This window comes from Vibrio marinisediminis (assembly GCF_014050145.1).
GTDB lineage: Bacteria > Pseudomonadota > Gammaproteobacteria > Enterobacterales > Vibrionaceae > Vibrio > Vibrio marinisediminis.
On sequence record NZ_JACFYF010000005.1, the window covers coordinates 219003 to 242929 of the forward strand.

Annotated in this window: 18 protein-coding genes; 11 read left to right on the forward strand and 7 right to left on the reverse strand. The window is 44.4% G+C overall.

Translation table 11 applies throughout. The features are described from left to right. The first annotated feature begins 204 nt into the window (after nucleotides 1-204). From hslR to H2O73_RS11045, 4 genes are all read left to right on the forward strand, one after another. Nucleotides 205-591, forward strand: a complete 387-nt coding sequence (gene hslR / locus H2O73_RS11030; protein WP_182108897.1) for a ribosome-associated heat shock protein Hsp15 — start codon at nucleotides 205-207, stop codon at nucleotides 589-591. A gap of 29 nt (nucleotides 592-620) precedes the next feature. Beyond that, nucleotides 621-1496 (forward strand): Hsp33 family molecular chaperone HslO, encoded by an 876-nt coding sequence (gene hslO / locus H2O73_RS11035; RefSeq protein WP_182108921.1) that lies wholly within the window; start codon nucleotides 621-623, stop codon nucleotides 1494-1496. A gap of 334 nt (nucleotides 1497-1830) precedes the next feature. After that, complete coding sequence (gene pckA / locus H2O73_RS11040) at nucleotides 1831-3459, forward strand: phosphoenolpyruvate carboxykinase (ATP) (protein ID WP_182108898.1); 1629 nt, start codon at nucleotides 1831-1833, stop codon at nucleotides 3457-3459. Nucleotides 3460-3569: 110 nt separating this feature from the next. After that, complete coding sequence (locus H2O73_RS11045) at nucleotides 3570-5531, forward strand: AsmA family protein (protein WP_182108899.1); 1962 nt, start codon at nucleotides 3570-3572, stop codon at nucleotides 5529-5531. Here the strand turns inward: H2O73_RS11045 and H2O73_RS11050 are convergent. From H2O73_RS11050 to H2O73_RS11060, 3 genes are all read right to left on the reverse strand, one after another. Then, entirely contained in the window at nucleotides 5495-6424 is a 930-nt protein-coding gene (locus H2O73_RS11050) for a bifunctional GNAT family N-acetyltransferase/hotdog fold thioesterase (RefSeq protein WP_182108900.1), read from the reverse strand. The genes H2O73_RS11045 and H2O73_RS11050 overlap by 37 nt on opposite strands. A gap of 63 nt (nucleotides 6425-6487) precedes the next feature. After that, the gene (dtd, locus tag H2O73_RS11055; RefSeq protein WP_182108901.1) at nucleotides 6488-6922 is read right to left on the reverse strand and encodes a D-aminoacyl-tRNA deacylase; all 435 of its coding nucleotides are present in this window, start codon (nucleotides 6920-6922) and stop codon (nucleotides 6488-6490) included. Continuing rightward, nucleotides 6894-7805, reverse strand: coding sequence for a virulence factor BrkB family protein (locus tag H2O73_RS11060; protein WP_438696055.1), 912 nt, complete (start codon nucleotides 7803-7805; stop codon nucleotides 6894-6896). The genes dtd and H2O73_RS11060 overlap by 29 nt, the downstream gene beginning before the upstream one ends. A gap of 70 nt (nucleotides 7806-7875) precedes the next feature. Here H2O73_RS11060 and H2O73_RS11065 point away from each other — a divergent pair, with 70 nt between their 5' ends. Further along, nucleotides 7876-8517: a DUF2959 domain-containing protein gene (locus H2O73_RS11065; RefSeq protein ID WP_182108903.1), complete on the forward strand. Its 642-nt coding sequence runs from the start codon at nucleotides 7876-7878 to the stop codon at nucleotides 8515-8517. A 10-nt stretch (nucleotides 8518-8527) separates the two neighbouring features. On the opposite strand, the gene H2O73_RS11070 is transcribed toward H2O73_RS11065, so the two are convergent. Both H2O73_RS11070 and typA read right to left on the reverse strand, forming a co-directional pair. Further along, on the reverse strand, nucleotides 8528-9064 hold the full coding sequence (locus H2O73_RS11070; protein WP_182108904.1) for an AAA family ATPase: 537 nt from the start codon (nucleotides 9062-9064) through the stop codon (nucleotides 8528-8530). A 77-nt stretch (nucleotides 9065-9141) separates the two neighbouring features. Continuing rightward, nucleotides 9142-10974: a translational GTPase TypA gene (gene typA / locus H2O73_RS11075; protein ID WP_182108905.1), complete on the reverse strand. Its 1833-nt coding sequence runs from the start codon at nucleotides 10972-10974 to the stop codon at nucleotides 9142-9144. Between the two features lie 577 nt (nucleotides 10975-11551). Between typA and glnA the strand changes: the two genes are divergently transcribed. The 6 genes from glnA to add all read left to right on the forward strand — a co-directional run bounded on the left by glnA (nucleotide 11552) and on the right by add (nucleotide 20036). Beyond that, nucleotides 11552-12961: a glutamate--ammonia ligase gene (glnA, locus tag H2O73_RS11080; protein ID WP_182108906.1), complete on the forward strand. Its 1410-nt coding sequence runs from the start codon at nucleotides 11552-11554 to the stop codon at nucleotides 12959-12961. A 105-nt stretch (nucleotides 12962-13066) separates the two neighbouring features. Continuing rightward, nucleotides 13067-13597: a DUF4124 domain-containing protein gene (locus tag H2O73_RS11085; protein WP_182108907.1), complete on the forward strand. Its 531-nt coding sequence runs from the start codon at nucleotides 13067-13069 to the stop codon at nucleotides 13595-13597. Between the two features lie 120 nt (nucleotides 13598-13717). Beyond that, entirely contained in the window at nucleotides 13718-14767 is a 1050-nt protein-coding gene (gene glnL / locus H2O73_RS11090) for a nitrogen regulation protein NR(II) (protein WP_368737157.1), read from the forward strand. A 35-nt stretch (nucleotides 14768-14802) separates the two neighbouring features. After that, nucleotides 14803-16206, forward strand: a complete 1404-nt coding sequence (glnG, locus tag H2O73_RS11095; protein WP_182108909.1) for a nitrogen regulation protein NR(I) — start codon at nucleotides 14803-14805, stop codon at nucleotides 16204-16206. Nucleotides 16207-16402: 196 nt separating this feature from the next. After that, complete coding sequence (gepA, locus tag H2O73_RS11100) at nucleotides 16403-18940, forward strand: phosphodiesterase GepA (RefSeq protein ID WP_182108910.1); 2538 nt, start codon at nucleotides 16403-16405, stop codon at nucleotides 18938-18940. Nucleotides 18941-19034: 94 nt separating this feature from the next. After that, on the forward strand, nucleotides 19035-20036 hold the full coding sequence (gene add, locus H2O73_RS11105) for an adenosine deaminase (protein WP_182108911.1): 1002 nt from the start codon (nucleotides 19035-19037) through the stop codon (nucleotides 20034-20036). A 168-nt stretch (nucleotides 20037-20204) separates the two neighbouring features. Here add and pdxY read toward each other — a convergent pair whose 3' ends face one another. Further along, the gene (pdxY, locus tag H2O73_RS11110) at nucleotides 20205-21092 is read right to left on the reverse strand and encodes a pyridoxal kinase PdxY (protein ID WP_182108912.1); all 888 of its coding nucleotides are present in this window, start codon (nucleotides 21090-21092) and stop codon (nucleotides 20205-20207) included. Between the two features lie 12 nt (nucleotides 21093-21104). Then, entirely contained in the window at nucleotides 21105-22319 is a 1215-nt protein-coding gene (locus tag H2O73_RS11115; protein WP_182108913.1) for an aromatic amino acid transport family protein, read from the reverse strand. Nucleotides 22320-23927 lie beyond the last annotated feature (1608 nt).

Here is a 23927-nt window from a genome sequence, read left to right on the forward strand (position 1 = left end):
CCACTTAAGTCACTCGCTAAATAGCTATCATGCTATCTATATGACCAATAACCGGTAATTCTAACAAACTATAGAATGCGGCTATATAAAAAAGATTCCTACAACTTAGGATGCTAATTATTTTTTAATCACAAACTTGAAAAATGGGCGCGATATCACCATTGTATGGGCGATATACGAGCTAGTTAGAGGGTAAAGAGTGAGATGAGTTCCCCAACAGAAGCATTACGACTGGATAAGTGGCTTTGGGCTGCGCGTTTTTACAAGACTCGCTCCATTGCACGAAATATGGTTGATGGTGGTAAAGTCCATTATAATGGACAACGAAGCAAACCAAGTAAGATTGTTGAACTTGGAGCTGTCATTACCTTACGCCAAGGCAATGAAGAAAAGACCGTAATGATCGAGAAAATTTCTGGTCAAAGACGAGGAGCGCCTGAAGCTCAAACCCTCTACAGCGAAACAACTGAAAGCATTGCGAAACGTGAAGAGTTCGCCTTGCAACGCAAGCTTAACGCGCACAACCCAAGCCCAGAGCGCCGCCCTGACAAAAAACAGCGCCGCGATCTTATCAAATTTAAAAATCAATAAGCTGGACTGTCCAAATGACTGATACTGTAATCAAGAACAATGTTTTAAACCGCTACCTATTTGAAGAACTATCAGTACGTGGCGAAATGGTGCAACTGGATGAAGCGTACCAACGAATTATTGCTAGCAAGGAATACCCAGTAGCACTGCAAAAGCTGCTTGGCGAGCTACTCGTTTCAACCACACTACTGACTGCTACCTTAAAGTTTGAAGGTTCTATCACTATCCAACTACAAGGTGATGGTCCAGTATCGCTTGCTGTCATTAATGGCGACCATGATCAGAAGATCCGTGGTGTTGCTCGCTGGGAAGGCGATATCGCTGCAGACGCAACGTTGCACGAAATGATGGGTAAAGGTTACCTAGTGATCACCATCGAACCGAAGAAAGGTGAGCGTTACCAAGGCGTCGTTGGCTTGGAAGGTGAAAACCTTACTCAAGTGATTGAAAACTACTTCGCTAACTCTGAGCAACTGAAAACTCGTCTATGGATCCGCACTGGTGAGCATGAAGGTAAGGCACACGCCGCTGGTATGCTGATTCAAGTGATGCCTGACGGTACTGGCTCTCCAGATGACTTCGAGCATTTAGAGCAACTGACCAACACCATTAAAGATGAAGAGCTATTTGGTCTGGGCGCGCAAGAACTGCTTTACCGCTTATACAACCAAGAGAAAGTTCGCCTGTTTGATCCTCAACCAGTGGAATTCCACTGTGGCTGTTCACGTGACCGTAGTGGCGCGGCGATCATAACCGTAGACCGTGCTGAAATTAATGACATTTTAGCAGAGGAAGGTTCAGTTTCTTTACATTGTGATTACTGTGGCACAACATACTCATTTAATTCGGCTGAAGTGTCTGAACTTTTCATTCAGGCTGAAAATGGTAACAAAACGCTACATTAATTTCTGCCAATTAATAAGTTACACAAATGTTACACAAGCCAGCCTTCCGCTGGCTTTTTTTATTGCCAAACTCCCGTCATAACTCGTTTCATAGCCGCCGTACGCTATACTTAATTTCTACACATTAATAATATATTTGATCTAGCGCAACTGTTTGCGCACACGATAAAATACTCGAACCAATATGTGACGTGTCACCTAAAACCACACAATGATCATGGACGATTTTTGAGCTATCTCCCTGTTTTGTACCCGACCCGTTGCTAGCATGGTGAGCATATAAAAATAAAAGTTCTTACAAAATCCCTACAAAAACTTATCACAAGGAGCACCTATGACCGTTATGGAACATACAAAGGCTGCAACAATTGATCTTTCAAAGCATGGACTGCATGACGTTAAAGAGGTAGTTAGAAACCCAAGTTTCGAAATGTTGTTCGAAGAAGAAACACGTGCTGACTTAGAAGGCTATGAGCGAGGTGTGGTTACCGAGCTTGGCGCTGTCGCCGTTGACACTGGTATCTTTACTGGACGCTCACCAAAAGATAAATACATCGTTAAAGATGCAACCACCGAAGAGCATATGTGGTGGACATCTGATGCGGTGACAAACGACAACAAAGCGATCGACCTAGATGTCTGGAATGACCTAAAGCAAGTGGTCACTTCTCAGCTTTCTGGTAAGCGTCTGTTTGTCATTGATGGTTACTGCGGTGCAAACCCTGATTCACGCCTTAGTATTCGAGTGATCACGGAAGTAGCATGGCAGGCGCACTTTGTGAAAAACATGTTCATTCGCCCAACCGAAGAAGAATTGGCAACATTTGAGCCAGACTTCGTGGTCATGAATGGCGCGAAATGTACCAACCAAAAGTGGGAAGAGCACGGTCTTAACTCTGAAAACTTCACCGTATTTAACCTGACTGAGCGTATGCAGCTCATCGGCGGTACTTGGTACGGCGGCGAAATGAAGAAAGGCATGTTCGCCATGATGAACTACTTCCTACCGCTAAAAGATATCGCATCGATGCACTGTAGTGCCAATATGGGTAAAGAGGGTGATGTCGCTATCTTCTTTGGTCTATCTGGTACAGGTAAAACCACCCTATCGACCGATCCAAAACGCGCGCTGATTGGTGATGATGAGCACGGTTGGGATGATGACGGTATCTTCAACTTCGAAGGCGGTTGTTACGCAAAAACAATCAAGCTATCGAAAGAAGCTGAGCCAGACATCTACAACGCCATTCGTCGTGATGCGCTACTTGAGAATGTCACCGTTCGCAATGACGGCTCGATTGATTTTGATGATGGTTCGAAAACAGAAAATACCCGTGTTTCTTACCCTCTACACCATATCGACAACATTGTTAAACCTGTATCAAAAGGCGGTCATGCTAACAAGGTGATCTTCCTATCAGCTGACGCATTTGGCGTGTTACCTCCGGTATCTAAGCTAACGCCTGAGCAAACTAAGTACCATTTCCTATCGGGCTTTACCGCTAAACTGGCGGGTACTGAGCGCGGTATTACAGAGCCAACGCCAACCTTCTCTGCATGTTTTGGCGCGGCATTCCTAACATTACACCCAACCAAGTACGCTGAAGTATTGGTTAAACGTATGGAAGCAGCAGGTGCCGAGGCCTACCTAGTCAACACTGGTTGGAACGGCAGCGGTAAACGTATCTCCATTCAAGATACGCGCGGCATTATCGATGCGATCTTAGATGGTTCAATCGAGCAGGCGGAAACAACACACATTCCGATCTTTAACCTGCAAGTACCAACAGCACTACCGGGTGTGGATCCTAGCATTCTTGATCCACGTGATACTTATGTTGATCCACTACAATGGGAAAGCAAAGCACAAGATCTTGCTAAACGCTTTATCAACAACTTCGATAAGTACACTGATAACGCGGAAGGAAAATCACTCATTGCCGCTGGTCCACAGCTAGATTAGTGACAATGGCTGGATTCTAATCACTAGCCCCTCTCATGAGGGGCTTTTTTGTTGCAGCTAAAGGCAATTACTTACAGAATCAATCATACGATCTCTTTGGGAATACGACTTTGAGCAAGCGACTTGGTTATTTATTGTTGGTGCTAGTAATTATTCTGGGCTGCGCCATCACAGCTCTGTACGCGGCGCTGCAAACTCAATACGCGACACCGATCATTAATCACGTGCTCGCGACCTATTCCAAACAGAAAATTCAGGTCGAACAAGCGAGCTACACTCCACCTTTACAGTTCTCCTTACAAGGGATCAGCCTCGGTGACGACACTCCACTCTACTTAACCAAAGCCGAACTGTGGTTTAGTACCCGTTTACCGAAAGCGGGCAAGTGGCAGTTAGATGCAGTAGTCATAGAAGGGGCAAACTTGTCGCTCGACGATGCCAACTCATTAAGAAAGCTGCCTTTTGATAGTAAGCAGTTGGCCATTAAGCACAGTGACTTCAGTTGGGGTGAGTTCTCAGCTCGCAGTGTGAATTTGCAAATTGAACACCCTGACTGGCAAGCTGAGCAAGCTCTGCCTTATGGCGAGATTCAGTTTTCATCGGAACAACTTTACTACCAAGGACAAGCATTCAACGACTTGTTGGTTGATATTAACTACCAAGCACAAAAGAGCACGCTGTTTGGTGCCTCGTTTGAATGGAACGGCGCCCAAATTTCAGGGCAAGCAGAACAATACCCACAAGGTTGGTCATTGATTAATGTCACCATCAATCAGCTCAACCTGCCAGACCAACCAGCGGATCTCGCTTGGTTATCTGAGCTGGCAAACAAGGCGCCTATCCGTGACATCAACAGTTTAGACATTCTTAAGAGCAACTTTACTTATCAAGGTATTGAGTTACTCAACCTCGATCTCTCACTCGAAAACTACCGCCTTGCCAATTCTTGGTGGCAGCAGCCGAATGGTTATTTATCTTTTAATGCCGATACGCTGCAATACCAAGGACAACAGTGGGTTGAGCCAAGTGCAACACTCTACTTCACCCCGAATAAAATTGAGATCGCCGAATTAGATACCGATTGGCAACAAGGCCGAGTACAGCTGCAAGGGGCGTTTTCTCCCAACCAAATTGAACTGAAATACTTGTCACTTTCAGGGGTGAAATGGCTTGATGCAAATGCTGAAAAATTAGCGCTAATTGAACAGTGGAGCCATTCACTTGAGCAATTCAGCATTGAGCGGTTAGATATTCGCAATGCCCAACTGATTCAAATTGAACAAAAACCTTTTTGGCAGGCATCAGGGCTAAATATTGAAGGTAAGCAGCTCATCCTTAAACAGCAAGGCAAGTTAGGTTTATGGCGAGGCTCATTACAACTCACCGCCAATAGCGCCAGCTACGATAACTACTTAGTCACTCAAGCGATTGTTGAAATGAGTAACCACCAGCAAATCTGGCAATTGGATCGTTTATTCTTACCGCTTGAAAGTGGCTATATCGAGGCGACAGGTCAATGGAATAAGCAGCAATTGAGCGCGCCATGGAGACTAGACCTCACCATTGATGGCTTACCATTGGAGGGGGAGATTAGCACTTCACCCACGCCTGTCTACCTACAAGCGATGACGGATGTAAATGCACAACTCAGCGGATTGGCAGGTGATTACTCAATGCTGGCTCACTCCCTGAGTGGGCAAGTCTCCGCCTCTATCCGTGATGGTTATATTGCCATCGGAGAACAAAGCAAGCCGCTGCAATTTGAACAACATTTCACTGTTGATGACCTCACAATCAATGCAGATAGAGGCAGAATCACCCTTCAATCACCACAAACGAAACAAGGTCCACAATTGGCTGGAAAAATTGATTTAGCCCAGCCAAATCTGGCGACTGTGCTGCTCCACTCAACAGAGAAGTGCCAACAACTTCACGCTGATTTAACCACTAAAATCTATCAGCTAAAGAATGTGTGTGCAGAACTTAAGGGTTCTAATTCAAGTGAAGTTGAAGCAAGTCATAAGGCATCCAATGGTCAGCAATCAAGCCTTGAATCTAACATTTCGTTGTAGTTAGGCAGTAGCATATAGGTGCCAACAAACTCAACCGCGGCGAGCGAGCCACTGTAGATGGTGACATGAATAACGATACGGGCTTTACGCCCACTCGCGAGGCGATCTAAATCACCACTAATGCCATCAAGCGAGCTTTGTGCGACTGGGTTTTGCTCGACAGGGTGACGATAACGAATTTGGCTATCGGCCAATACGATGTCGCCATGCAACCCGCGCTCTTTGAGTAGTAGCCATGTCATGCCCCACCCCGTCAATGTGGCTAGGGTGAATGCCGAGCCGGCAAACATGGTGTTATGCGGGTTAAGATTGGGATTAAGTTGAGCGCTACACTCAAATTGATAACCGGTATATTGGTTGATTTTGATGCCCATCTTATCGCTAATGGGAATATGGTGCTCCCAACGCTCTTGCAACTCTGCACACCATTCAGGCTTACGTAGCACATTGGCTAATGGATCGAGCGGCTTGACCATTTGTTGGTGCCGTACTGGACCACGTTCATCGGTTAGCTCACCACGGCGTTCAAAACCGTTTCTCTCATAGAAGGATATGGCATCTTCACGGGCGTTACATACCAGCCTTTTCACCCCTTCTTGACGAGCAAAGGACTCTAACGCGACTAATATAAACGAGCCCATACCTTTGCTTCGACGGTTACTCTTCACCGCCATAAAACGAATTTGTCCTTCGTTGTCAGGTGTGACATAGAGACGCCCCACCGCCATTGGACGCCCTCGTCCATCAACGATCATGCGATGATAGCCCATCGCATCAAATTCATCGCGCTCGGAGCCTTTGGGCATACGCCAAGGTTCGCGCAGCATCTGCCAGCGAAAATGGTAATACTTGTTTAGTTGGTTCTCTGTTTTGGGCGTGATCAGCTTAAACATAAAAATCCCTTTTATTGCTGCTCATCATTAAGTGTAGGCAGCATTGTGCTGCCCTTATTATTTTTAAACTTGAAGCCAGAAAGTCACCGGACCATCATTGATCAACGATACTTTCATATCAGCGGCAAATCGACCGCATTCCGTCGGCAGTACTTGCGCACACTGCGCAGCAAAGTACTCATACAAACGCTCGGCATCGGCTGGGTGCGCACCGCGCGAAAAACCAGCACGAGTGCCTTTTTTAGTGTCGGCAGGTAGAGTAAATTGCGAAACGACTAATACCTTACCATCCACTTGTTGAACATTAAGGTTCATTTTTCCATCTTGGTCTTCAAACACACGATAGGTGGTAACTCGCTCCATCAAACGTTTTGCTTTGGCTTCGTCATCGTCTTTCTCGACACCTAGCAGTACCAGCAAACCGCGATCAATTTCACCCACCACTTCACCATCAACGCGCACGGCAGCTTCACTCACTCTTTGGATCAGAGCTATCACTTTGACTTCCTTCTTGATTATCCAGCATATATCTTTGGTGTGAGTGTACCATGTCTGCATCGCCGCTCCAGTGCTCTTGCTCACCAAGCGCAGCCGTCACTTCGGCACCGACCAGTACAATCAACCAACACAAATAAACCCAGATAAACAAAATCGGAATGGTCGCTAACGCGCCATAAATCAACTGGTACGAAGGAAACTGAGTAATGTACGCAGCAAAACCTTTCTTACTTAACTCAAACAACAGCGCCGCAACCAAAGCCCCCACCATTGCATGCGATAGTCTGACTTTTTTATTTGGCACCAACATGTATAAGCCAACAAAAGCAAAAAATGACAATAACAATGGCAACCAACGTAATACCAACTGATAAGCACTCGACAACACTTGGTTATCCATCACCGTCAGCGAGGTCACATAAGAGGTTACGGCGATGCTGGCACCCACCAATATAGGACCTAAAGTCAGGATCATCCAATACATTGAAAACGAAAACACCGCGCGGCGTTTCTTCTTCACTCGCCAAATATAGTTAAGATTCTTATCGATATTGGAGATCAACATAACAGCGGCTACAAACAAGAACGCACCACCCACGGCGGTCATTTTGCCGGTATTACCAATAAATTCTAACAAGGCCGACTTCACCACATCACCCGCGGTCGGCACGAAGTGGGTAATCACAAAATCTTGAATAATATTGCCAACGTTGGCAAAAATTGAAAATGAAGAGAGAACCGACAATAACACCGTCAACATCGGTACGATTGAAAGTAGAGTTATGTATGCCAAATAGCCCGCGTTAACATTGACGCGATCATGCAGCATCCGCGCTAAGAGGTAGCGCGCAAATTGATGAAAGTATTGAATGACTAACGTCATTTTCAACTTGTATCTCCCTATCATCTGATTCATCCTAATTAGTATTATTGATTGTTACTGGGACTTAAAGATGCCTTATCTCATTGCGATGTTTATCGCGCTCGCGACATTAACGGGTTGCCAATCTACCTACTATGCCGCCATGGAACAAGTGGGTGTTCACAAACGCGATATCATGGTTGATCGCGTTGAAGACGCGAAACAGTCACAACAAGAAGCCCAACAAGAGTTTACCAGTGCTCTAGAAGCGCTGTCAGCTTTAACCAATTTTAATGGTGGTGAACTTGAGACGGTTTACAACCAAATCAATGATAAATATGAAGCGAGTGAGAGTGCAGCGCAAGATGTGAGTGACAGAATTGCAGCCATAGAAGATGTTTCTGAGGCACTTTTTGCCGAGTGGGAGCAAGAACTCGATCTATACAGCAATGCCTCACTACGTCGTTCTAGTGAACAAAAACTGCGTGAAACGCGTAGCTCGTACAACACCATGATTAAGGCAATGCAACGCGCCGAACAACGTATGACACCAGTTCTTAACGCGCTACGTGATAATACCCTGTTCCTCAAGCACAATCTTAACGCCAGTGCGATTGGTTCACTACAAGGTGAATTTGTCAGCCTTGAGAAAGAAATTGAAAGTGCGATTGCCCAGATGAATCAAGCCATCAATGAATCTGACAAATTCCTGAATAAGCTGCAGGCAAAATAAGTCGGTCTCACTATTCCATTATCGAGGGCGTCAATGCGCTCTCGATAAATGCCACTCTCTCTTCTAACGTTCCCCACGGCACGTCTACCACCTGATAACCCAATTGTTGATATACCGCCACCAGCGCTTGGTGGATCGCAATAGCGCCTTCTAATGGGTATGGTCGCACCTCATCTTGGACATAGATCGCCTGATGAGGACGACAGAAAAATACTTGCGAGTGATAACCTTGGCTAGCCTCTCGATAGCGAGCTTCAATCGGTAATTCAGCCTGCGCCAAGTAGCCACAAATATCAGGAATAGCGCGGTCTAAAAACGCAACTGGGTGCGAGTACGCCTGCTGTTTTTGCTCGCCCATATGCTGCAAACATAATTGAGCAAATCCAGGCAAGTCATGCCAAGGCAAGATGCCATTTTCTAGCTGGGCTTGCTGTTCAATCAAAGTGCGAGACACCTCCTCAAAGGTGGCATAGCCTTTTTGTGCTAAGGCTTCAATTAAGCTGGTTTTGCCCGCCCCGGGACCGCCGGTAATGATGATAGGTAACATTTTCATTCCTATAACTACAAATGCAAAAAAGGCCCTGATATTAATCAGAGCCTTTCTTTTAATCGACTAGCGACTAATTATTTTGCATCACGTGAAGCACGTTTACGATCGTTTTCAGTCAGGTGACGTTTACGAATACGGATGCTTTCAGGTGTTACTTCTACTAGTTCGTCATCATCGATGAACTCTAGTGCTTGCTCTAGCGTGTATTTAATTGCTGGAGTAAGAACTTGCGCTTCATCTGTACCAGATGCACGAACGTTCGTTAGCTGCTTACCTTTCAGACAGTTTACTGTTAGGTCGTTTGAACGGTTATGAATACCGATAACTTGACCTTCGTATACTTCGTCAGCGTGCTCTGTAAATAGACGACCACGTTCTTGTAGGTTGAACAGTGCGTAAGTCAGTGCTTTACCAGTTGCGTTCGAAATTAGAACACCGTTGTTACGTTGACCGATAGTACCGCCTTTGTGTGGACCGTAGTGATCAAACGTATGGTAAAGAAGACCTGAACCTGAAGTTAGTGTCATGAATTCAGTTTGGAAACCGATTAGACCACGAGAAGGCATCATGAAGTCCATGCGAACACGGCCTTTACCATCTGGAGACATGTCAGTCAGTTCGCCTTTACGAAGACCGATTGCTTCCATGATACCGCCTTGGTTTTCTTCCATAACGTCGATCGTTACAGTTTCAAACGGTTCTTCTAGGTTGCCATTTTCATCACGCTTGATGATAACTTCTGGACGAGATACTGCTAGCTCGAAACCTTCACGACGCATGTTTTCGATCAGGATAGATAGGTGAAGTTCACCACGGCCAGATACACGGAAACGGTCTGGGTTATCAGTTTCTTCAACACGTAGTGCAACGTTGTGTACTAGTTCTTTTTGCAGACGCTCAAGGATGTTACGTGAAGTCACGAACTTACCTTCTTTACCAGCAAAAGGAGAAGTGTTTACTTGGAATGTCATCGTTACTGTTGGTTCATCAACAGAAAGAGGAGTCATTGCTTCAACGTTGTTTACATCACAGATAGTGTCAGAGATCTTAAGCTCGCCAAGACCAGTGATTGCGATGATATCACCCGCATTCGCTTGTTCAATTTCGTGACGCTCTAGACCTAGGTAGCCCATTACTGTGCCGACTTTACCGTTACGCTTCTTACCATCAGCGCTAACGACAGTTACTTGTTGGTTTGGCTTAACTGAACCACGAGTAACACGAGCAACACCGATAACACCTACGTATGAGCTGTAATCAAGCTGAGAGATTTGCATCTGTAGTGGACCTTCAAGGTCAACATTTGGTGCTTCTACTGTATCAACAACAGCTTGGAACAATGGTTCCATGTTCTCGCCAGTTTCGCCTTCTTCTAGCGTAGCCCAACCGTTAAGTGCTGAAGCGTAAACTACTTTAAAGTCTAGCTGTTCGTCAGTAGCACCTAGGTTGTCGAATAGGTCGAACACTTGGTCCATAACCCACTCAGGACGAGCGCCTGGGCGGTCAATCTTGTTGATTACAACGATTGGCTTAAGACCGTGTGCAAATGCTTTTTGCGTAACGAAACGAGTTTGAGGCATTGGACCATCAACTGCATCAACGATAAGCAGTACAGAGTCAACCATAGACATGATACGCTCAACTTCACCACCGAAGTCCGCGTGTCCCGGAGTATCTACGATGTTGATGCGGTAATCATTCCAGTTGATTGCTGTGTTTTTAGCAAGGATGGTAATACCACGTTCTTTTTCGATGTCGTTCGAGTCCATGACACGCTCTTCAGCTTCGCCGCGAGACTCTAACGTACCTGATTGCTGTAGCAGTTTATCAACCAGTGTTGTTTTACCGTGGTCAACGTGCGCGATGATCGCGATATTTCTTAATTTATCAATCTGTGGAGTAGCCATGGATTATGATTCACTTATAAAAGAAATGACCCTCAGCGAATCGAAATTCAGCCAAGCATCACTTATTTGATTAAAAAAACGACCGTAATGTACCAGATTTTGGCGAAAAACCTAGAAATATGTGATCTATCCCTGAGCTTTTCACCAAGAAAATGTGATTTAAGTAGCCTACTTTTCACTCAAACCCTTACTACAGCTTAAGCATAGCCAATAATCATCACTATTTTTGGCATTTTGCTCTTCTCAGAATTAGAGCTGTCTCACCAATTTCAGATTCGAGCTGTTGACTTATTGTACAATAAACGGCGCCATGGCATGGTTGGTTTTGCGCCAATATTGTGCACCTTGGCAATATTTGCACCAATACAGTGCAGCAAGGGATCAATATGGTGCAATAAGCATCGATAAAGATGTACGATTTATAGCAAAACACTGAAATTAAAGGGCTAAATTAGTTGGCACGAATTTGGCTAAAGGAATTACAGCATTATTTAGTAGCTCAAATATCAACTTATTCAAGAGATGATTAACCCAAACGAGCTATATATCGATTTAATAACACTGGAGGTTATCCAAGATGTCAGTAGAAAACGTTTTATCGCTGATCCAAGAAAACGAAGTTAAGTTTGTTGACCTACGCTTTACCGACACTAAAGGTAAAGAGCAACACATCTCAATCCCTTCACATCAACTCGACGCTGACTTCTTTGAAGAAGGTAAGATGTTTGATGGATCTTCAGTGGCTGGTTGGAAAGGTATCAACGAATCAGACATGGTAATGATGCCGGATGCATCTTCAGCGGTTCTTGACCCATTCACAGAAGACGCAACACTAAACATTCGTTGTGACATTCTTGAGCCTGCAACAATGCAAGGCTACGACCGTGACCCTCGCTCTATCGCTAAACGCGCTGAAGATTACATGCGTGCGACTGGTATCTCTGATACGGTTCTAGTTGGTCCTGAGCCAGAGTTCTTCCTATTTGATGACGTGAAGTTCTCTAACGACATGTCAGGTTCTTTCTTCAAGATTGATGATGTAGAAGCGGCTTGGAACACAGGCAGCGACATCGAAGGTGGTAACAAAGGTCACCGTCCTGGCGTTAAAGGCGGTTACTTCCCAGTAGCTCCTGTTGACTCATCACAAGACATCCGCAGCGCTATGTGTCTAATCATGGAAGAGATGGGTCTTGTTGTTGAAGCTCACCACCATGAAGTAGCAACTGCAGGTCAAAACGAAATCGCAACGCGCTTCAACACGCTAACAACCAAAGCGGACGAAATCCAAATTTACAAGTACGTGGTACATAACGTAGCTCACGCATTTGGCAAAACAGCGACATTCATGCCTAAGCCACTTGTTGGTGATAACGGCTCTGGTATGCACGTTCACATGTCTCTAGCAAAAGATGGCGTTAACCTATTTGCTGGTGATAAGTACGGCGGTCTATCTGAGACAGCACTTTACTACATCGGTGGTATCATCAAGCACGCTCGTGCTATCAACGCATTTGCTAACCCATCGACTAACTCGTACAAGCGTCTTGTCCCTGGCTTTGAAGCACCTGTTATGCTGGCATACTCTGCTCGTAACCGTTCAGCTTCTATCCGTATCCCAGTGGTACCAAGCCCGAAAGCGCGTCGTATCGAAGCTCGCTTCCCAGATCCAGCAGCAAACCCATACCTAGCGTTTGCTTGTCTACTAATGGCTGGTCTTGACGGTATCAAGAACAAGATCCACCCAGGCGAAGCAATGGATAAAGATTTGTACGACCTACCAGCGGAAGAAGCAGCAGAGATTCCAAAAGTAGCAGAGTCGCTAGAAATCGCTCTTAAAGCACTAGACGAAGATCGCGAGTTCCTAACCGCTGGCGGCGTATTCTCTGATGACTTTATCGATTCGTACATCAAACTAAAATTAGAAGATGTAGAGCGCGTAAACATGGCAACTCACCCGCTTGAGTTCGAACTTTACTACTCTGTTTAATCTGATTGCAGAATTATTAGGCTCGCCTCGCAGGTGAGCCTTTTTTTTGTGCGTTAAACAATCGTTGTTTCTATAGTATCCATTCTATCTTTAAGCGGAGGCAGCATGGCAAAACAACTTTTGTTCTGTGCGCTTTGTTTTTTGACGATGTCACCAGCCTTGGCACAAGTCGCTTACACTTGGATAGACAATAACGGAGTACTGCATTTTAGTGATGCACCTGACCACCCCAATGCCCAAGCCGTTGAATTGCCAGAGTTTGACCTTTCATCTGTCGCCAACAATAACGCAGATCAAGAAGCCGCCTCTGCGCCAACTCAAACCAGCCTACCTTCAGAGCCAAAAAAACCAGAGTTAGCCCCACTGACTTTCATTTTCCATACACCAGAACACGACCAAGTCATACGCAATAATAATGGCAACATCACCATTGAAGTAAAACTTAACCGCTCCCTGTCCGCTGGCGAACAGTTGCAATTATGGTTCGATAATCAGCCCTACCAAGCACCGCAAATTACGACATCTTGGCAACTCAAGAACATCGACCGAGGCACCCACCAAATTCAAGTCAAAGCCATTCAAAACGGCAAGAAAATTGCATCGAGTTCATTAATAACGGTACACCTTCACAGGTGACGATAAATCGAAGCTAGATCACGACTCAACGCCGCTATTTTGGTTTTCTCTAATGGAGAAATCACCGAAGCTTAGCCATAATGCACCAATATGGTGCGTTATCATGGATGGAGACCTAGGGTGAGCCTTGAACTAAATACAACGATACTGAATCATCAAGTCACTGCGATTTTGATCATCAACGAATCACTGCAGATTCGTTATGCCAATCCTTCGGCAGAGCAGTTGTTTTCTCAAAGTGCCAAGCGACTGATTGATTCACCACTGAGCAAACATATACAGCACGCTTCACTCGATCTGGCGCTACTCTCGCAACCACTGCAAAGTGGTCAAAGTATCACTGACAGTGATGTCACTTTCGTGGTCGATAGCAAGCCATTGATGCTGGAAGTTACAGTCAGCCCAATCACTTGGCAAAAAGAATTACTGCTGTTGGTCGAAATGCGCAAAATCGACCAACAACGTCGCTTATCGCAAGAGCTCAATCAATACGCCCAACAACAAGCGGCGAAGCTATTGGTACGCGGCTTAGCGCATGAAATTAAAAATCCACTCGGTGGGCTTCGCGGTGCGGCGCAGTTATTAGAACGAATGCTGCCTGATCAGAGTTTGACCGAATACACGCAAATCATTATTGAGCAAGCTGACCGCTTACGCTCCCTCGTGGATCGCTTACTCGGACCACAAAAACCGGGTACGAAAAGCTGTGAGAATTTGCATGCCATTTTAGAAAAGGTCCGCCAATTAGTAGAGCTTGATGTCGGTACAAAAATCACCATTGAACGCGACTACGATCCAAGCCTGCCTGACATCATGATGGATGTTGAGCAAATCGAACAAGCGCTTCTGAATATCGTGAGCAATGCGGCACAGATCCTTGCCAAGCAAGAGCAAGGGCAAATCACCATTCGCACCAGAACGGTGCATCAAGCTAATATCCATGGTCAACGCTACAAACTCGCGGCTCGAATCGAAGTGATTGATAACGGTCCTGGGATTCCAGCCGACTTACAAGATACCTTGTTCTACCCGATGGTGAGTGGGCGTGAAGGAGGAACCGGGCTGGGTCTATCCATTTCACAAAATCTAATCGATCAACATAAAGGCAAGATAGACGTTGAAAGCTGGCCAGGACATACCTGCTTCACTATCTATCTTCCAATAAAATAACAATATATTAAGCACGGCTGTGAGGAGTAGAACATATGAGTAAAGGAAACGTCTGGGTAGTCGATGATGACAGTTCTATCCGCTGGGTTATGGAAAAAACGCTCTCCTCCGCTAACATCAAGTGCGACACCTTTGCTGACGCTGAAAGCGTTTTACTAGCGCTTGAACGTGAAACCCCTGACGTTCTTATCTCTGATATTCGTATGCCCGGCATTAGTGGTATTGAGCTGCTTAGCCAAGTACATGAGCAATCCCCCGATCTGCCAGTCATTATCATGACCGCTCACTCTGATCTGGATGCGGCAGTCAACGCGTACCAACAAGGCGCATTTGAATACCTACCCAAACCGTTTGATGTCGATGAAACTCTCACGCTCGTTGAACGTGCCATTGCCCATAACCAAGAGCAACGCCAGCAGCAAGCGAAAGCCGATAGTCAGCTAGAGCCAACCCCAGAGATCATTGGTGAAGCACCATCGATGCAGGAGGTTTTTCGGGCTATCGGTCGTTTGTCACGCTCCTCTATTTCAGTGCTGATCAACGGTGAATCTGGTACTGGTAAAGAGTTGGTTGCTCACGCTCTACATCGCCATAGTCCACGCGCTAAAAGCCCATTTATCGCCCTCAATATGGCGGCGATTCCCAAAGATTTGATTGAGTCTGAACTGTTTGGGCATGAAAAAGGCGCATTCACTGGTGCGAATAGTGTTCGACAAGGTCGATTTGAACAAGCCAACGGTGGCACACTATTTTTAGATGAAATTGGCGACATGCCACTTGATATTCAAACCCGATTGTTACGCGTACTCGCTGATGGTCAATTCTATCGGGTCGGTGGACATTCACCGATTCGTGTCGATGTGCGCATTGTCGCCGCCACACACCAAGATTTAGAAAAGTTGGTCCACCGCGGAGATTTCCGTGAGGATTTATTCCACCGCTTGAATGTTATTCGTATCCACATTCCAGCTTTGCGCGAACGTCGCCAAGATATCGAAAAGCTTGCACTGCACTTTCTGCAGTTAGCTTCTGATGAGTTAGCGGTGGATGTAAAAACTCTCCACCCAACAACCATTGAGCAACTGTCTAAACTCGAATGGCCAGGCAACGTTCGTCAGCTTGAGAACATTTGTCGGTGGTTAACGGTAATGGCCAGTGGTAGTGAGGTGCTGCCTAATGACTTGCCCACAGAATTACTCGAAACCAAATCGGTCACCGCTCAGCATGGAGAGGGAGATTGGCAGCAGCAATTGGTTAGATGGGCAAAACAAGCGCTTGCTAATGGTGATACGGAACTGCTCAACTACGCTCAACCAGAATTTGAACGCATTCTTTTGGAAGTCGCATTAGAGCATACCAATGGCCACAAACAAGATGCGGCAAAAGTGCTTGGCTGGGGGAGAAACACCTTAACGCGCAAGCTAAAAGAGCTCTATTAAAAACGCATTTCAGTAAACAAAGAACACTTAACACTTCGGGCATTTTCTCTGCTTCGTTTTTTAGGTGTTCTTAACAATTTTTGATTGATGAAAATGATAGATTAGTCAATTTCTTGCTAAGCACAAATATAAACTGCTCGCCAATTCGATTAAAATCAATACAATTACAGTACACCATATTAAAAGAATAGTCTCAATGACGCTCAACTCTCAAATCACTTTAAGAACTGCCGTAATTCTGCCTTTCATTCTGATTTTTTTGTGCGCCTTCGGTGTTATTACCATGGTGCAAGATGCCAATTATGAAGAGATGGCAAAAGATATCAGTCGCAAGCAATTATCGGCATTACGCCACAATGTGGAGTTAGAGCTTGATTCTTTTCTTTATAAACCGCTACAAGCCAGTTTAGTGCTCAGCCACAGTATTGAATTACATCGCTTATACCAAACTCATGATGTTTCAGCGATTCAATCAGCGATGCTGAGTAAATTCAGCCAGCTCTATAATAGCGTGTCGCAGCTGGATAATGTTGGCTTTGGTGGTAAAGCGGGTGAGTATGTGGGTTTACGTAAAGAAACCGCTGACAACTACTCTTTAATGTTACAAGACAACCTTCATCATCAAGGGTTAGTCATCTACCAAACTCATGAAGTCAGCAATAATATTCGCTCGGTGATCAAAAATTACGATCCTCGACTTCGCCCTTGGTACAAACCACTGGCTGGTACCGAGGAGCCTCGTTGGTCGGCTATATACGCCAATGCGGATGAACGCCAAGAAGTCACGTTATCATCTATTGCACCTGTTCATTACAACAATGAGTTGCAAGGTGTGGTGGTCGCAGATGTCAAGCTCAGCACCTTTAACGACTTTCTCAGCCAGCAACAAAACAGCTCTGGTGCCATCATCTACTTATTTGATGAGACTAAACGTCTCATCGCGCATTCCACTGGTGGTAGCATCATTTCTTGGGGAACTGAACACAGCTTGAAAGGGCAACGCTTATTAACCTCAGAAAGTTCAAACGCTGTCATTCAATCTAGTGCTGATTACACAAACTCTCATCCATTACCAACCGAAAACTTGCTCTTTACCAGTAATGTTGAAGGCGAGCGCTACTTTCACCTTATTACTCCCTACACAGATCACAATGGGCTGAGCTGGTATATCGGTGTGGCGATTTCTGAGCATGGGCTGCTGGGGAAAATGTTAGAAAGTCAGCAAAATAGCTGGGCGATGGGTTTGTTGATTAGTGGAATCGGTATCGTGATCGGGCTGTTCGCTTTTAACCGCGTAGTCATGCCAATTACTTCGACCGCCAACGCAGCAAAACAACTCGCCCAAGGTAACTGGGATAGCGAATTACCGAAACCAGGTAATATCTATGAAACGTCCATGCTGGTGCGTGCGTTCAATGATATGGCTGATAGTCTTAAAGCCTCTTTTGAGGAGATCAGCTTCCAGCTGCTTTACGACTCATTAACCAAACTCTACAGCAGAGAAGGGTTAGTGAAGACTTGCGGAAAATTCGAGCAATTGAATGGCTGCTTAGTCTTGATAGGTATTAATAAATTTCGCCATATCAATGACAGCATGGGGCACTTAAGTGGTGACCAACTGTTAGTGATTATCGCAGAACGAATTAAAGCGACTTTTGCGGAAGAAGCGTTACTTGCACGCATTGGCGGTGATGAGTTTGCCGTCTATTTCCCTCAACCACAAAGTAATCAAGATGTTTCGCTGGCGGTAGGGCGAATTCAGCAAATGTTTGCTTCACCATACAATATGGGCAAAGAAAACGTCATCATTCAAGCCTCATTAGGCATTGTCCAAGATCTTGATTCTGCTGACATGACCACTTGGCTCCGTAATGGCAGCATTGCATTGAGTAATGCCAAACAAGAGCAAGCATCAGTCAGCCATTATAAACCTGAAATGGCAGACATCTCGCGCAATAAAACTCGTATGCTCGCCAAGATCAAACAAGCAATCGAGGAGCAAGAGTTTGTCCCTTACTACCAACCCATTGTCGATATCCAATCAGGTGAAGTCATTGGCGCAGAAGCATTGGCTCGCTGGTTATCGCCAACCGATGGCTTAATCTCACCACTGGAGTTCATTTCAATTGCCGAAGAAAGCGGGTTTATTTCTGCTATCGGTAGACAAATACTCTCAAAAGCGTGTCACGATACGGTTGAAGGCATTGAGCAAGGAAAATGGAGCCATGACTTCCATTTACACGTTAACTTATCCGTCAATCAACTGGCTCACACTGATTTAATCTTTGAATTGGAAACCATTCTTGAGGAATCGAAACTGCCAGCAAATAACCTAACACTCGAGATAACTGAATCACGCCTAGTGGACAACGATCCGGTGACGATTCGCAATATGCAGGCTATTCGAGATTTAGGCATCCAGATAGCCATTGATGATTTTGGTACAGGTTACAGCTCACTCGCTTATTTACACAAACTGCCGTTCGACTGCCTGAAAATCGACCGTACTTTTATCAATAAATTGGATATTCAAAACTTAGAGAACTCCATCGTAGCGGCGGTCATCAATATGACTCAAGGTATGAAAGTGGATATCGTCGCCGAAGGTATAGAGACCACAGAGCAGGCCGAATTGCTCAAACAATTGCACTGTCCACAGGGGCAAGGTTTTCTTTATAGCCGACCAGTTCCATTTGAAGAATGGCCAACAGATTTAGTAAACATGAAATCATAATGTGCAATATCTGATGAAATAGCCGTTATATTGGGCTGACACTCACTAATTTGCTTCTTATACTTAGCTCAAATCACAAATTGAGCTAAGTATAATGATAACTAAGAATTTGCCCCTCACTGATCTACATCGCCACCTTGATGGCAATATCAGAACGAAGACCATTCTAGAATTAGGTCAAAAATTTGCGGTTGCTTTGCCTGCATATGATATTGCAAGCCTGACTCCACACGTCCAAATTGTCGAAGCTGAGCCTTCGCTGGTTGCTTTTCTCTCTAAGCTAGATTGGGGTGTCGCGGTACTTGGTGACTTAGACGCCTGTCGTCGCGTTGCTTATGAAAACGTAGAAGATGCTTTAAACGCTCAAATTGATTACGCCGAATTGCGTTTTTCACCATACTACATGGCAATGAAACACAACCTTCCTGTTGCAGGTGTGGTTGAAGCTGTGGTTGATGGTGTACAAGCCGGTATGCGTGACTTTGGTATCAAAGCAAACCTAATTGGCATCATGAGCCGTACGTTTGGTACGGAAGCTTGCCAACTTGAGCTGGATGCTATCTTGACGCAAAGAGACAACATCGTAGCTGTTGACCTTGCAGGTGATGAGCTTGGTCAGCCTGGCGAACTATTCGTAAAACACTTTGCCCAAGTAAAAGACGCGGGGCTTCAGGTGACAGTACACGCAGGTGAAGCCGCTGGTGCTGAAAGTATGTGGCAAGCCATTCATGAGCTTGGTGCAACGCGAATTGGTCACGGCGTAAAAGCGATTCACGATCCAAAACTGATGGATTACCTAGCAGAGAACAAGATTGGTATTGAATCTTGCCTTACCTCTAACTTCCAAACCAGCACTGTCGAATCGTTAGCAAATCACCCGCTAAAACAGTTCCTTGAACACGGTGTAATGGCCTGTATCAACACTGATGACCCAGCCGTTGAGGGTATCGAGCTTCCATACGAATATGAAGTTGCTGCCCCACAAGCTGGCTTGTCAGCCCAGCAGATCCGCCAAGCGCAAATTAATGGCTTAGATCTGGCGTTTATTTCTGATGCGGAAAAACAGCAACTCAGAGATCAAGCTGCAACTCGATAATCGCGTTTAGCGGCACTCAATAGACAAAGCCAATACTCTGTATTGGCTTTTTTATATCACTCTTTAATTCAATACTCACTTTAGCGACATAAAAAAACCGTTCATCAGCGGCAAGAAGCCAATGAACGGTTGGTAAACTAAAACTCACCTTGAAGGCAAAAAAAACCTTTAGACTGAGTAATAAGTGAATGAGTTATCTTGAACACATTTTCCTAGTTCAAATTTCTCTTCTGGTTCAACAATTTCATCTTGTGCCGCTATGGTTTGCAGTTCCCACTCACCAAGCTGATGTGTTTTTTTCACTACCGCATAGGCGGCTTCATTACAGTGCTTAAATGCTCGGGCTACCGACCACTCTTTTAGTAGGCCAGCAGTAAATAGCGATGAAATCAGATCACCAACACCAACAAGGGCTTTGTCGAAATCTAATTGAGGACGCTGCGCGATGTAACACTGGTCGTCAAATGCAAGCATCATAGAAAACTTATCATCCGAAATTGAATATAGGTGTTTAACCAAGACAATTTGAGGACCTAACGTCAATGCCTTCTTACAAGCTGCTACAGCATCATTCAGACTGTTAATTTCCATACCAGCAAACTGGCTCAGTTCAAACTGGTTTGGCACAATAACGTCCGCCATTGGCATTAAGGTGTCCAAGATATACTCTGAGATACCTTCATTAACAATGCAGCCTTTGTCTGGTGCGCCCATAACGGGATCGCAAACATAAATAGATGCTGGGTTGTAACTTTTGACTTTCTTAACCAGTTCAGCAACCATTTCGCATTGCTCAACACTGCCTTGGTAACCAGTCACTACTGCATCACATTTTTTCAGCGCGCCAATTTTCTCTAAACCGAGAGTTAATTCTGCGATATCCGAAGCCGGAAAGGCGTGCCCAGTCCAACCCTCGGAGTATTGGGTGTGATTGGAAAACTGCACCGTATGTATAGGGAAAACTTCAAACCCCATACGTTGTAAAGGAAAAACGGCTGAGCTGTTCCCTGCGTGACCGTACACTACATGACTCTGAATCGAAATCACACCGCGCATTTATGAAACCTCTTAACTTAGTAGTTGTGAAAGAATAATCACCACACCACACGCTGCACAAAGCACAAGCATTAGATTGCCACCTACAACTTTGTAATCGTTTGGATTGACGTTAATTTGTCGTGATTTAAATACCATCGCAACGGGTAGGAATATCGCTAGGATAACCAGCGCAATCGCTGCGTATCCTAGTGCCATAATAAAACCTTCTGGATAAAACAAAGCAAAACACAGTGGCGGGAAGTAAGTCACCACCGCGACAAGCACTTTGTTTCCGTTTAATTTTTCTTTTGTTGTATCACGGATGAAGTCAAACAAACCTAAGCTCACACCCAAAAATGAAGTGATTAACGCTAGATCAGCAAAAAGACCAATGATGAGTGAGAGCTGTGAATTCTCGAGTGTCGCTGAAAGCGAAACAATCAATGCATTTAGAGTTGGGTTCGCGGTCAGATCAGGTTGCGACACCACACCTAAAGTACAGAACAACCAAAGCACGTAAATAATAAATGGCACACATGAACCGATATACATCGCTTTCTTTAAAGTCTTAGTATCACCACCTAAATAAGAGACGATGGCTGGAATGCTGCCGTGAAAACCAAACGAGGTGAAAACCACAGGTAAGGATGTCAGGATCAGACCGTACTCAACTGGCATGCTGGCAAGGTAGGCACCACTCACATTCGGGGCTAAAGACATAAGTACCACTACCATGGCACCTAACATTAGCGCAAAGAGAACTCGATTTACTTTATCAACAAGGTGCGTACCAATAGCAACAACGCAGGCAACGAGAATCGCGAAAATAATCGCCCCTATAGACGTCGGGATCTCAATCGATGCAACGGTTTTAATTCGTTCAGCAAGCTGATTACCACCGCCGGCAATATAAGCAGCAGAAAGAGAGTAGAAAAGAAAGAGCATGGCGAAACCCGCAATGTATTTACCTTTCTCGCCAAGAAACTGCTGAGCTAATGTATGTAATGTGGCATTACTACGTGCATATTGGTGAACTTCTAGCATCAACATCGCGGTATATGTCATTAATGCCCATAGAGCAAACAACACAAGACATGAAACCGTATAGCCTAATCCTGCAGAAACAATCGGTAGAGATAGCATCCCTGCGCCAATCGATGTACCGGCGATAATTAACCCGCTTCCTATTATTTTCGATGTACCCGCCTTTGTGCTGGTACCGTAAGCTATGCTCTTTTCATTCATAATTACTGTTCTTATTCACGTTACTTATTGGAAATTAATAAATTTAACTAAATTTTATAATTAGTATTAATGCCTTTCTTCAGGTCACACTGTTTAGCTAAACGTATTCATTTTGCTGCTTAATAAGATTTTTCGTAGCCAGCGTCTTCGCCTTTCTGGTGGCGTAACCACCATTAGTCGTTGCTAGTTTTCGACCAGTTAAAGTGAAAAGTGACTCTGCTAGGTAAGCCAATTGTGTTCAGTAGCATTGGCATCTCACATTCCCTCTCAGCAGAGTCAATTACAATTTATTTATTAAATGAAAGAAATACCTTGAAAGGTTATCTGTCGCTTTATTTTGTACACAAATAAAAACACAAATAATTTATTTATTACTTTGAACTTGAACGTATTTTTATTCTGATAATCAGATCTAACTACGTAGAATATAAGTTATTTTTTTGGTAGGAAATAGATGTAATGGTCATATAAATTACAACCAAAATTAAAAAACATTACTGACGTCACAAATAAGGAGTGTAAATAATATTGGACGATAGCGAACAGCCCTGCTTACTGTATGTAAATTAGCAATTAAAGGTTAAATCACATAACGACATAACCACCTAAAACCATTGCAATTACTAGTGTTAAGGGAAGTTTTTCAAATTCAAACATGACCTAAATCAGCTGCAAATAAATCGTTCATATCGACTTAACCAAAACAAATTATTTTCTATCAAGAACACTAAATTAACGTCTTAATAAAATAATAAGCAATAGTATTTAACCGCGACATAGTATGCTGTTAATCATTATTTATTTAATTAGTGACAAATGATCACAATTAAAGAAGAGCAACATGAATAACTCACTATTTTAGTCTGGTTAGTATATTAGACGGGAAATAATATACTAATCAATTCAACTTATTACTTGTATTGATTAGTTGAATTAATGGCAAAGGTCCACATTTATTATTTCACAGATGAATCGTGAGCAACAATTTGAGCGCTAAGCTCTTGTAAGCGACAGAGTAATGATAGTGGAGGTTAGGTATTGATAAGGCACAATAATACTTACTGTAGTCATTACAGCTGACCTATGGGGTCTTTTATAACGTTTAGCTAGTCATTAATTTCGAGAAAAATGCATAAAAGCATCTCATAACCACAACATAAACCATCTTAACTCTGCATGATCAGCAGTAACACCCACACGACAGCAGCCGAATAGCAATACTCATCGAATGAGGTTGTTGCTTGGGCTTATACTCAAAAATAGACTCAGATTAGAGCAAGCTAAGGCGTTCATACAAAAAATGGCAGGTTAACAAGGGAAAGGCAACCTCCCTCTATTGTGGCTCAATAGCTCTGACAGGGATGCTTTTATCAGTAGGAAGATCAACGAGCAAAGTGCACGGTTACTGGGACCTCTTTGTACAGCATAGCTAGTGACTACAAATCAATTTTCGTAGCAGTTCATTCACGGCGATGACCATTTTATCTCATGAACTTTTTCTTCGCTTATACGAAAAAGCCCACTGATTTCTCAGTGGGCTTTTCGAATGTGGCGGAGAGATAGGGATTTGAACCCTAGGTGGGCTATTAACCCACGCCGGTTTTCAAG

Coding starts and splice junctions, on each gene's coding strand:
- H2O73_RS11065 (WP_182108903.1), top strand. CDS start 7,876: ATGCCTTATCTCATTGCGATGTTTATCGCGCTCGCGACATTAACGGGT.
- H2O73_RS11060 (WP_438696055.1), bottom strand. CDS start 7,805: ATGACGTTAGTCATTCAATACTTTCATCAATTTGCGCGCTACCTCTTA.
- hslR (WP_182108897.1), top strand. CDS start 205: ATGAGTTCCCCAACAGAAGCATTACGACTGGATAAGTGGCTTTGGGCT.
- glnA (WP_182108906.1), top strand. CDS start 11,552: ATGTCAGTAGAAAACGTTTTATCGCTGATCCAAGAAAACGAAGTTAAG.
- gepA (WP_182108910.1), top strand. CDS start 16,403: ATGACGCTCAACTCTCAAATCACTTTAAGAACTGCCGTAATTCTGCCT.
- H2O73_RS11070 (WP_182108904.1), bottom strand. CDS start 9,064: ATGTTACCTATCATCATTACCGGCGGTCCCGGGGCGGGCAAAACCAGC.
- glnG (WP_182108909.1), top strand. CDS start 14,803: ATGAGTAAAGGAAACGTCTGGGTAGTCGATGATGACAGTTCTATCCGC.
- H2O73_RS11085 (WP_182108907.1), top strand. CDS start 13,067: ATGGCAAAACAACTTTTGTTCTGTGCGCTTTGTTTTTTGACGATGTCA.
- add (WP_182108911.1), top strand. CDS start 19,035: ATGATAACTAAGAATTTGCCCCTCACTGATCTACATCGCCACCTTGAT.
- H2O73_RS11050 (WP_182108900.1), bottom strand. CDS start 6,424: ATGTTTAAGCTGATCACGCCCAAAACAGAGAACCAACTAAACAAGTAT.
- pdxY (WP_182108912.1), bottom strand. CDS start 21,092: ATGCGCGGTGTGATTTCGATTCAGAGTCATGTAGTGTACGGTCACGCA.
- H2O73_RS11115 (WP_182108913.1), bottom strand. CDS start 22,319: ATGAATGAAAAGAGCATAGCTTACGGTACCAGCACAAAGGCGGGTACA.
- pckA (WP_182108898.1), top strand. CDS start 1,831: ATGACCGTTATGGAACATACAAAGGCTGCAACAATTGATCTTTCAAAG.
- typA (WP_182108905.1), bottom strand. CDS start 10,974: ATGGCTACTCCACAGATTGATAAATTAAGAAATATCGCGATCATCGCG.